This is a genomic window from Cellulomonas sp. NPDC055163 (assembly GCF_053607065.1).
In genome coordinates, this window is record NZ_JBSGSU010000002.1 from 398,200 (window position 1) to 407,953 (window position 9,754).

Here is a 9,754-nt window from a genome sequence, read left to right on the forward strand (position 1 = left end):
GCCGCACGCCGCAGGGTCGTCCCGCGCCCGTTGGTGGACGCGGGACGATCCCGGCGCTCGTGCTCAGTGCCCGTGCAGCCCGTTCTTCTGGAACGGGTTCGCGCCCTCCACGGCCATCAGGTACCAGGACGTCGCGCCGACGTGCTGGACCTGGAAGTAGCCGAAGCCGAAGCCGGTGTCGATCAGGCTCGATGCGGCGACGACCCCGCCCCCGGGCGCGAGCTCGACGCCGCCGAGGTGCTGGCCCGCGCCCAGCTCCGACTGCGCGACGCGCACCTGGTCGAGCAGCGCCTCCGCACGGTCACGGTCCCGACGGCCGCCGCGGTCCGCGTACGACGCCGCGAGCTGCGCGGTGCCCTCGAGCCAGACGCCCTGGGGGTGCACCGTGATGCCGTTGTACTGCGCCGTCGAGGTCAGGCTCGCGGTGCTGAACGTGACTCCCGAGACCGTGACGCCGTCCGGGAGCTGCGACGTCGGGGCGTCGGGCTCGTCCGTGACGGCGAGGGCCGAGCCGGCCCAGTCGAGCGTGCTGGCGTAGCGCCGGTCGCGCAGCGCGATCCAGCTCCACGTCGCCGGGTCGAGCGGCAGCGGGTCGCGGTTGATCTCCACGCCGTCGTTCGTCCCGGTGTAGAACGTGCCGACGGAGGGCTCCCACATGCGGTCGACGAACGCGCGGGCGTGCGCCGCCGCGTCACGCCACCGGCGCTGGCCGGTCGCGCGCGAGAGCAGCGTGAAGAACGCGACGCAGTCGATGTTGTGCTCCGTGGACCCGTTGGGCACGGGCTCGTTCGCGCCGTTCACCCCGAACGAGAACCCGCCGAGCGGCGCCTGCGACCACGTGTTCGTCGTGATCCACTCGCCGATGCGGATCGCGGCGTCGAGGTACCGCCGCTCACGGGAGCGGAAGTACAGCTGGACGAGCGCGACGCCCGGCCACGCCATGTCGCCCACCGCGGTGCCGAGGAAGCCGAACTGCCAGCCGATGTTCGCCGTGCCGTCGGGCAGCACGAAGCCGTAGGGCTGCGGGGTGCCGTCGTAGAACGTGTAGGGGCCGACGTTGTAGCCCTGGCGCAGGCGACCGTCGGAGTAGACCGGGTCGTGCTCCATCGCGTAGACGAGGCCGTCGGCGAGCACACGGGCGTGGTCGGGCACGCCCCGCTCGGACGCGAGGAGCGCGTTGATCGCGAGCGCGTTGTCGTAGACGAACGCGGTGCTGAACAGCCCGAGCTCGTCGGCGTAGCTCTGCGCGAGCCGCGGGCCCGGGTTGACGTCGGGGTAGGCGTCGGTCGCGACACGGATGAACTCGAGCGCCGCGCGCTTCGACTGGCGGACCCCGCCGTACCCGTGCCCGTGCCCGCCGCCGGTCGCGACGGGCCCCTGGGCGGTCGCGCCGCCCGCGGTGCCGAGCACGGCCCAGCCGGCTGCGCCGACCCCGGCGGCGGCGAGGAAGCCACGTCGGGTCAGCGCGGCGCGGTCGAGGACGTGGCGCGAGCTCGGGTCCGAGGGTCCGGCCACGAGCGTCGAGGGCTGCGCGGCGGATGATGCGGTCTCGTGCATGTGGTTTCCCCATCCCGGGGGCCGCGCCGGTGCGACCCCCCGGAGGACACCGTAGTGACACGATTCACGAACCGGAAGAACCGGGCATCCACTCCCCCCGATCGGGTAGTGGTCCGGGCTACCGACCCGACCAGAACGGCTCAGTCGAGCCGGACGACCGCCTGGGCCTTGCCGAGCACGCGCGTGCCGCCGAACGTCACCGTCAGGTCGACGCGGGCCGTGCCCTCGCCGGTGTCGAGCGCCCCGATCGTGGCGACGACCTCGACGACCGCGTGGCCCGGGTCCGGGACCGGGACCGGCCGCGTGAAGCGCACCTGGTAGTCCACGACGGCACCCGGGTCCTGCACCCAGTCGGCGACGACGGTGGCCGCAGCGCCCATGGTCCACATGCCGTGCGCGATGACACCGGGCAGCCCGACCTCCGTCGCCAGGCGCTCGTTCCAGTGGATGGGATTGAAGTCGCCGCTCGCTCCGGCGTACCGGACGAGGCGGGCGCGGTCGACAGTGAGCTCGGCGCGGCCGACCTCCTGGCCGACGGCGAGGTCCGCGAGCACGGGACGGGCGCTCATCAGGAGCCCTCCCCGCGCACCGCGAGGGTCGAGACGACGGTCGCGACCGGCGCACCGTCGGCGTCCGCGATCTCGGCGCGCGTCGTGATCATGGCGAGGCCGGCGCGCTCGGTGATCGAGTCGACGTGCAGGACCGTCACCAGGCGGTCGCCCGCGTGGATCGGCCGGTGGTGCGTGAAGCGCTCGTCGGCGTGCACCACCCGGCTGAAGTCGATCCCGGCGGCCGGGTCGGTGAACAGCTGGGCCTCCGCACGCTGCGCGACGACGACCGCGAAGGTCGGCGGCGCGATGACGTCCGGGTGGCCGAGTGCGCGCGCGGCGTCCACGTCGCTGTGGGCGGGGTGCGTGGCGCACACGGCGTCCGCGAACTCACGGAGCTTCTCGCGTGCGACCTCGTAGGGCGCGTTCGCGGGGTACGTGCGTCCCGCGTACTCGGTGTTGACCGGCACGGCTGGCGTGGGCGCCAGGCGTCAGCGGGTCTCGCGGTGCGCCGTGTGACGACCGTCGCGCGGGCAGAACTTCTTCAGCTCCAGGCGGTCGGGGTCGTTCCGGCGGTTCTTCTTGGTGATGTAGTTCCGCTCCTTGCACTCGGTGCACGCGAGCGTGATCTTGGGGCGGACGTCGGAGCTCTTGCTGGCCATGGTCTTGCCACCTCTCGCGCCCCGGGGCGCAACGTACTGGTCGCACGCGTCGCCGGCCGACGCGCGGTTGTGTTCTTGGCGGTAGCGGGAGCGGGACTCGAACCCGCGACACCACGATTATGAGCCGTGTGCTCTAACCACCTGAGCTACCCCGCCTTCATCGGTGCGCGGGGGCCGCTCCGCCCTTGCGAGCGTCACAGCCCCCGACACACCAACAGAGCCCCGAAAGGGAATCGAACCCTTGACCTTCTCCTTACCATGGAGACGCTCTGCCGACTGAGCTATCGGGGCAGCGCGTGCAAGGCTACACGGGCCGGGCCGTCGCTGCGAAATCGGATCGCACAGCGGCCTCTCGCGGGAGCCGGCGGCGGCCCGGCGAGGCACCGCGGCGCTCCCGTCCGGGGCGTCGGCGCGACGGCGTGGCCCCCGACCTTCCCGCCCGACCGGTGTCGCCCCGACCTTCCCGCCCGACCGGTGTCGCGCACGGCTTCCCCGCCCGACCGGTGTCGCCCCCGACCTTCCCCGCCCGACTCGCCCCGGCCCGTCGTGCACCGCTCGCCGCGGACCCCGTCCGCGCCGCCGCATCGTGAGACCCGGATGACGCCAGGCGGGTGATCTGGGGCCCTCCAGGGGCGGCAAACTCGGGTGAACCCACGGTGAACGGCTGCGGGGCACCTCCGCGTCCGTCAGAGTACGTCCGTGCCCATCGACGATGCCCTCCGTGTGGAGATCACCGACGCCGACGTACGCGCCGCCAAGCGGGACTGGCTCGCGGCGCGCGACGACGGCGAGCCTGCCGTGACCGTCGAGACCGCGTTCTGGCTCTACCGCACGCTCGTGTCGACGCAGGCCCAGCAGCTCGCGGACGACCTGCGCCGCGCACGCCGCGCCGACCACCCCTGACCCACCGCAAGCTCTGCGCCGGCTTCTGGACCCACCGCGCGCTCCGTGACCGCTCCCCTGCCCCACGGCCGTGCGCGCCGCTCGTTCTCGGCACCGAGCCACCTGCACCCACTCGCGCGACCTCGGCCCGTTCCCGCGCCGGACGGCCGCTCCCGGGCGGGTGGCGAATCGTTTAGGGAAGTCGCGGGCGACATATCGGGCGTGCCAGCATCCCGGCCATGTCCACCCGACGGCGCACGTCGCCCGCAGCAGCCCTCGTCCTCGCACTCGGCCTCGCCCTGACGGCCGGGTGCACCGCCTCGTCCGACGAGCCCGACGACGCCGCGGCGTCCGGTGGTGAGCTGACCTGGCCCGAGGCCATCGACGTCGACGAGGCCGAGGGCGACTTCTGGGTCGTGTGGACGGGCGTCGCGGAGTCGGGCGCCGACGTCGAGGCCGCGCTGCAGCCGTCGGTCGACGCGCTCGCCGAGGTCGGCTACGACACGCTGCCCTGGGACCCCAAGTGCCAGTCCGGCGCGGAGGAGAGCCTCATCGCGCTCACCGGCTACACCGACCCGCTCGGCGTGGGAGTCCCGTTCGCGACGGCGGAGGACGCCGGCGCCTTCGACACCCTCTACGAGGGTGCGGTCGTCACCGTCACGCCCGGCACGCACACCTGCGCCGCCTGACCCTGCGCCGCCTGACCCTGCACCGCCGGGACCTGCACCGCCTGACCCTGCACCGCGGAGCTCGGTAGCGGAGCATGCTCCCGCACGACGCGGAACGGCCGCCCTCTCGTCGAGAGGGCGGCCGTTCTGCGTGGGTGGCGGGTGAGGGATTCGAACCCCCGTAGGCGTTGCCAGCTGATTTACAGTCAGCCCCCTTTGGCCACTCGGGTAACCCGCCAAGGGTCGCGCGCCGCGGACGGCGTGCGGGTGGAAGGATAGCAACGAATCCGAGGTGCGTGCGCAGCCGCCCAGGACCGTGCGGTGCAGACCGGGGCACACCGGCCTCGTAGGGTGCAGGTGACGGGCTGCGCGCGCACGCGCGCAACGACCGCACAACACACCGACAGATGCCGGCCGCCCACGGCGTGCCGCGAGGAGGACAACCATGGCGAGCGAGTCGTCGTTCGACGTCGTCAGCAAGGTCGACCGGCAGGAGGTCGACAACGCGCTGAACCAGGCCGTCAAGGAGATCCAGCAGCGCTACGACTTCAAGAACGTCGGGGCGTCGATCGCCTGGAGCGGCGAGAAGATCGTCATGGCCGCGAACTCCGCGGAGCGCGTGCTCGCGATCCTCGACGTCTTCGAGACGAAGCTCATCAAGCGGGGGATCTCGCTCAAGTCGCTCGACGTGGGCGAGCGCGAGCCCAAGCCGTCGGGCAAGGAGTACCGCCTCGAGGCCCTCATCAAGGAGGGCCTGAGCAGCGAGATCGCCAAGAAGATCGGCAAGCTCGTGCGCGACGAGGGCCCCAAGGGCGTCAAGTCGACGATCACGGGCGACGAGGTGCGGGTCTCCGCGAAGAGCCGCGACGACCTGCAGGAGGTCATCGCGCTGCTCAAGGGCGCCGACCTCGACGCGGCACTGCAGTTCACGAACTACCGCTGAGCGCACGCCCGCGGCCGCTGCGGCAGGCGGGGGCGAGGGCCGATCGTCGCCGACGACCGGCCCTCGCCCGCGTCCGGGTCCGGGTCCCGTGCCCGTGCCCGGCGAGCGTCAGGCGTCGACCGGCACGAACCTCGCGAGCGTGAACGCCGTGAGGTCCGGCGCCTCCTCCTCGGCGGGGCCGGCCGCGAGGTCGGCGAGGAGCTGGCCGAGCGCGGGTGCGAGCGCCGCGCCGTCGCCTCCGAACCCCGCACCGACGACGACCGGGCCGACACGGTCGACCAGGAAGCCGCCGTCCGGGGTCGTCGTGGCGGTGCGGGTCACGGGCTCGACGCGGTCGGGGTCGAGCCCGGGCAGCCAGGCGTCGACGTACGCGCGCAGCACGTCGGGGCCGGTGCCGGCTCCTCCGTCCGCGGAGTCGCCCGCGGGGACCCGGTGGCCGACCACGGCGCCGACCCCGGGCACGTGCCGACCGTCGACCGCGAGCGCCGGGTAGCCCTCGTCGACGCCGAGCGACCCGCGCGCCTCGGCGTGCGCCTCGGGGTCGACGTGGTGCGTGAAGCTGACCCACGCCTCGCCGCGCAGCGACGCGTCGCGCGCGGCGAACCGGGCGGGCTCGGTCCGGGCGACGCGGAGCTCCGGGAGGTGCTCCAGCCCAGGGACCTCGTCGACGAGGGCCGCGGTGGCGGCTCCGGCGGCGACCACGACGGCGCCGACCACGAGCTCGTGCTCGGGCGCGTAGGCGCTCTCGGTGACCCCGCCGGCGACCCGCACCCGCGCGCGCCCGTCCTCGGCGAGGGTGACGCCCACGACCTCGGCCCCGTGGCGGACGACCGCCCCGTGCGCCACGGCCTGCCGCTGCAGCAGCGCGACGGTGCGGCGGGCGTCGACCCGCGCCGCGGACGGCTGCACGATCACCCGGTCGTCGAACCGCATGCCGGGCCACCGCTCCGCCGCCTCGGGCCCGGTGAGGTACTCGAACGGCGCGCCGCACGCGAGGAGCGCCTCGGTGACGGGCCGCACAGCACGGACGGGGCCGTGCTCGACGCTCGCGACGGGCGTCAGCAGCTCCTCGCCCGACTCCGACCCGAGCGTCGCCCACCAGGCGTGCGCCGACTGCGCGAGGCGCACGTACGCGGGGTCGGGGTGCGCGAGCCGCACGATCTGCTCGTCGCCGGTCTCGGGGAGCGCGACGTCAGCCGCCGCGCGCTCGAGGAGCACCACGGCGACCCCGCGCCGCGCGAGCGCCCAGGCCGTCGCCGATCCGGCGGCCCCGCCGCCGACCACGGCGACCTCGTACGCGCGTTGCCCCATGACCGTCCCTCCGTCGTCCACCGCTGTGCCTGTGCGGCCCGGCACCAGCCTGTTCCGGCGCACCGCCCCCGTGCCGTCCCGCTGTCGTCGCTCGCGGACAACCCGCGGGCGAGCCGGTTCACGCTAGCGCCCGTCCCGCTCGTCCGCTTATGTCCGTTCACAGGGTGACCCGGCGCGGGTCGCCAACCGGGCGGGACGCGTGCGCGTCACCCGGATGCGCGCCGCGGTGCACCCGGACGCGAGCAGTGCACCCCGCCGCGCTGTGCGCCGGCCGTGTCGACGCTGTGGGCGCGGCCGGGGCGACCGGGCGCGACCCGACTCCCGGCACACACCGAGGCCCGACCGTCGACGGCGCGCGTCGTGGCCCGGACCGGGGTCACGCCGGTGGCAGGCCCGCCATGCGCTGCAGCCGGGCGATGCGGTCCGGCATCGGGGGGTGCGTCGCGAAGAAGCGGCCGACGCCGCCGCCGCGGAACGGGTTCGCGATCATGAGGTGCGACACGTCGACGAGCTCGCGGTCCTGCGGGAGCGGCCGCGCCTGCGTCCCGAGCTCGAGCTTGCGCAGCGCCGAGGCGAGCGCGAGCGGGTCCCCCGTCAGGCGCGCGCCGTCCTCGTCGGCGTCGTACTCGCGTGTCCGGCTCACCGCGAGCTGGACCAGCATCGCGGCGAACGGCGCGAGGATCGCCATCGCGAGCGCGGCGAGCGGGTTGCCCCGGTCGCGGTCGTTGCCGCCGCCGAAGATCAGCAGCATCTGGGCGAGCGAGGTGATGACGCCCGCGACCGCCGCCGCGACGCTCGACGTGAGGATGTCGCGGTTGTACACGTGCATCAGCTCGTGGCCGAGCACGCCGCGCAGCTCGCGCTCGTCGAGCAGCGCGAGGATGCCGTCGGTGCAGCACACGGCCGCGTTGCGCGGGTTGCGGCCCGTCGCGAACGCGTTGGGGGCCGCCGTCGGGGACACGTACAGGCGCGGCATGGGCTGGCGGGCGGCGGTCGAGAGCTCGCGCACGATGCGGTACATCGCCGGCTGCTCGAGCTCGCTCACGGGGCGGGCGTGCATCGCGCGGATCGCGATCTTGTCCGAGTTCCAGTAGCTGTACGCCGTCGTCAGCACCCCGACGAGCGCGAAGACCCAGATCAGGCGACCGTTGCCGATCAGCGCCCCCATGCCGAGGAGCACGGCCCAGAGGGCACCGAACAGCGCCGCGGTCTTGAGCCCGTTGTGGTGCTGGTGACCCATCCGTGCGCCGCTCCCTCGCTCCGTGCGTGCTTCCACCCGGACAACGCGCACGGGTGCGGCGACGTTCCCTCGGTGTGCTGACCCTGCGGGCCCTCGCCCCGCACGTGGCCGACGAGGTGCGCCTCCTGCACGCCGGGCGGGCGCACGAGCGCGGCGAGCCCGTCCGCGCGGCGATCCCGCCTCGACGCGCCGACGGCGCCCGGGTCACGAGGACCGGGGCGCCGTCGGCGGTGCAGCGGGAGACTCAGTCCTGCGCGAGCTCCCGGCCCAGCGAGATCGCGACCATGTGGTCGCGCGGGACGAGCTTGACGCGCTCACGCCCGTGCGGCTCGCCGAGCGAGCGCTCGTACGCGTCGAGGAGCTGCCAGCCGGACCACTCGATCACGTCGACGTCGCGCTGCGCGAGGAAGTCGATGACCGCCTCCGGGTCGCGGTCGGCCGCCGTGAAGAACGGGTTGTCCGGGTCGGACGGGTCGCCCGCGTCCTCGGTGAGGTGGCGGATGGTCTCGCTCGCGTCGGACTTCGTGTGGCCGATGAGCCCGACGGGCCCGCGCTTGATCCACCCGGTCGCGTACACCCCCGGGACGCGCTCGCCGTCGACGTCGACGACGCGCCCCTCGCGGTTGGGGATGACGCCCGCGACGTCGTCGAACGGGATGTCGACGAGCGGCGAGCCGAAGTAGCCGACCGCGCGGTACACGGCCTGGACCGGCCAGTCGTGCAGCTCGCCCGTGCCCGTGACGTTGCCGTCGCCGTTGAGCGCGGTGCGCTCGGTGCGCAGCCCCACGACCTTGCCGTCCTCGCCGAGCACCTCGACGGGCTTGTGCAGGAAGTGCAGGTGGATGCGCCGGCTCGCGGTGTTCTCCTCCGGCTCCTTGAGGGTCCAGTCCGTGAGCGTCTTGACGACCTGCTTGGTCTGGTTCGAGGAGTGGATCGCGGCCATCGAGCCCTCGTCGAAGTCGAAGTCCTCGGGGTAGACGATGACGTCGACGTCCGGCACGTGGCCGAGCTCGCGGAGCTCGAGCGGGGAGAACTTGACCTGCGCGGGGCCGCGGCGCGCGAAGACGTGCACGTCGGTCACGGGTGAGGCGGTGAGCTGCTCGTAGACGTTCGCGGGGATCTCCGTCGGCAGCAGGTCGTCCGCGTGCTTGGCGAGGATGCGCGCGACGTCGAGCGCCACGTTGCCCGCTCCGAGGACGGCGACGTGCTGGGCCTCGAGCGGCCACGTGCGCGGGACGTCGGGGTGCCCGTCGTACCAGGACACGAAGTCCGCGGCACCGTACGAGCCGTCGAGGTCGATGCCCGGGACCGCGAGCGCGGCGTCGCGGATCGAGCCGGTCGAGAAGATGACCGCGTCGTAGAACTGGCGCAGGTCGTCGAGCTTGAGGTCGGTGCCGTAGTCGACGTTCGCGAGCAGGCGGATGTCGCCGCGCTCGAGCACCTTGTGCAGCGCGACGATGATCTGCTTGATGCGCGGGTGGTCGGGCGCGACGCCGTAGCGCACGAGGCCGAAGGGGGCGGGGAGCCGCTCGAACAGGTCGATGCTGACGTCGAGGTCGGTCTTGGACAGGATGTCGGCCGCGTAGATGCCGGCCGGGCCTGCGCCGACGACGGCGACGCGGAGGGTGCGGTTCGTGCTCACGGGACGCGGACGCCTTCCGGGTCGGGGAGGCCCTGGCAGCTCTGGTCGAGCAGCCCTGCGTCGTGGCCGTCATCGCGTCGGCGGATCAACACGTCGGCGGTGCAACACGTCGCGGGGCCCACGGCGCTGCCGGGCGCACAGGTGCTGAAACCCAGCATACGTCGCGAGCCACCCGTCCATCTCACGGGGCGCCAGCATGCGGACACCTGCGTCGCCCCGCCCGGCACGGGCCGGGGGGGGGGAGAAAGGGGGGGGGAGAGGGGGGGGGGCGAGGAGAGGACGAGGGGGCGGGGGCTAATTA

At 73.8% G+C, this 9,754-nt stretch carries 10 protein-coding genes and 3 tRNA genes; 3 read left to right on the forward strand and 10 right to left on the reverse strand.

Features of this window, described 5'->3' with window-relative positions; all coding sequences use genetic code 11:
• Positions 1-63 precede the first annotated feature (63 nt).
• From ACWFNE_RS05540 to ACWFNE_RS05565, 6 genes are all read right to left on the reverse strand, one after another.
• Positions 64-1,557: a Tat pathway signal sequence domain protein gene (locus tag ACWFNE_RS05540; protein WP_452121438.1), complete on the reverse strand. Its 1,494-nt coding sequence runs from the start codon at positions 1,555-1,557 to the stop codon at positions 64-66.
• A gap of 140 nt (positions 1,558-1,697) precedes the next feature.
• A complete protein-coding gene (locus ACWFNE_RS05545) occupies positions 1,698-2,126 on the reverse strand; it encodes a MaoC family dehydratase (protein WP_452121439.1) in 429 nt (142 codons plus the stop codon).
• A complete protein-coding gene (locus tag ACWFNE_RS05550; protein ID WP_452121440.1) occupies positions 2,126-2,575 on the reverse strand; it encodes an FAS1-like dehydratase domain-containing protein in 450 nt (149 codons plus the stop codon). The genes ACWFNE_RS05545 and ACWFNE_RS05550 overlap by 1 nt, the downstream gene beginning before the upstream one ends.
• A gap of 21 nt (positions 2,576-2,596) precedes the next feature.
• Positions 2,597-2,767 carry a 50S ribosomal protein L33 gene (gene rpmG, locus ACWFNE_RS05555; protein WP_034628739.1) on the reverse strand — a complete coding sequence of 57 codons (171 nt, stop codon included), beginning with the start codon at positions 2,765-2,767 and terminating at the stop codon, positions 2,597-2,599.
• 82 nt (positions 2,768-2,849) lie between these two features.
• Positions 2,850-2,923: transfer RNA gene (locus tag ACWFNE_RS05560), tRNA-Met, on the reverse strand.
• Between the two features lie 62 nt (positions 2,924-2,985).
• Positions 2,986-3,058: transfer RNA gene (locus ACWFNE_RS05565), tRNA-Thr, on the reverse strand.
• A gap of 408 nt (positions 3,059-3,466) precedes the next feature.
• Here ACWFNE_RS05565 and ACWFNE_RS05570 point away from each other — a divergent pair.
• Both ACWFNE_RS05570 and ACWFNE_RS05575 read left to right on the forward strand, forming a co-directional pair.
• Complete coding sequence (locus ACWFNE_RS05570; RefSeq protein WP_452121441.1) at positions 3,467-3,670, forward strand: hypothetical protein; 204 nt, start codon at positions 3,467-3,469, stop codon at positions 3,668-3,670.
• A gap of 218 nt (positions 3,671-3,888) precedes the next feature.
• Positions 3,889-4,338, forward strand: a complete 450-nt coding sequence (locus ACWFNE_RS05575; protein ID WP_452121442.1) for a hypothetical protein — start codon at positions 3,889-3,891, stop codon at positions 4,336-4,338.
• Positions 4,339-4,473: 135 nt separating this feature from the next.
• Here the strand turns inward: ACWFNE_RS05575 and ACWFNE_RS05580 are convergent.
• A tRNA-Tyr gene (locus ACWFNE_RS05580) sits at positions 4,474-4,555 on the reverse strand.
• Positions 4,556-4,762: 207 nt separating this feature from the next.
• On the opposite strand from ACWFNE_RS05580, the gene ACWFNE_RS05585 reads away from it, so the two are divergent.
• Positions 4,763-5,260, forward strand: a complete 498-nt coding sequence (locus ACWFNE_RS05585) for a YajQ family cyclic di-GMP-binding protein (RefSeq protein ID WP_034628745.1) — start codon at positions 4,763-4,765, stop codon at positions 5,258-5,260.
• 108 nt (positions 5,261-5,368) lie between these two features.
• Here ACWFNE_RS05585 and ACWFNE_RS05590 read toward each other — a convergent pair whose 3' ends face one another.
• From ACWFNE_RS05590 to ACWFNE_RS05600, 3 genes are all read right to left on the reverse strand, one after another.
• Complete coding sequence (locus ACWFNE_RS05590) at positions 5,369-6,571, reverse strand: FAD-dependent oxidoreductase (protein ID WP_452121443.1); 1,203 nt, start codon at positions 6,569-6,571, stop codon at positions 5,369-5,371.
• A gap of 376 nt (positions 6,572-6,947) precedes the next feature.
• A complete protein-coding gene (gene htpX, locus ACWFNE_RS05595; RefSeq protein ID WP_452121444.1) occupies positions 6,948-7,811 on the reverse strand; it encodes a zinc metalloprotease HtpX in 864 nt (287 codons plus the stop codon).
• A 244-nt stretch (positions 7,812-8,055) separates the two neighbouring features.
• The gene (locus ACWFNE_RS05600) at positions 8,056-9,453 is read right to left on the reverse strand and encodes an FAD-dependent oxidoreductase (RefSeq protein WP_452121445.1); all 1,398 of its coding nucleotides are present in this window, start codon (positions 9,451-9,453) and stop codon (positions 8,056-8,058) included.
• Positions 9,454-9,754 lie beyond the last annotated feature (301 nt).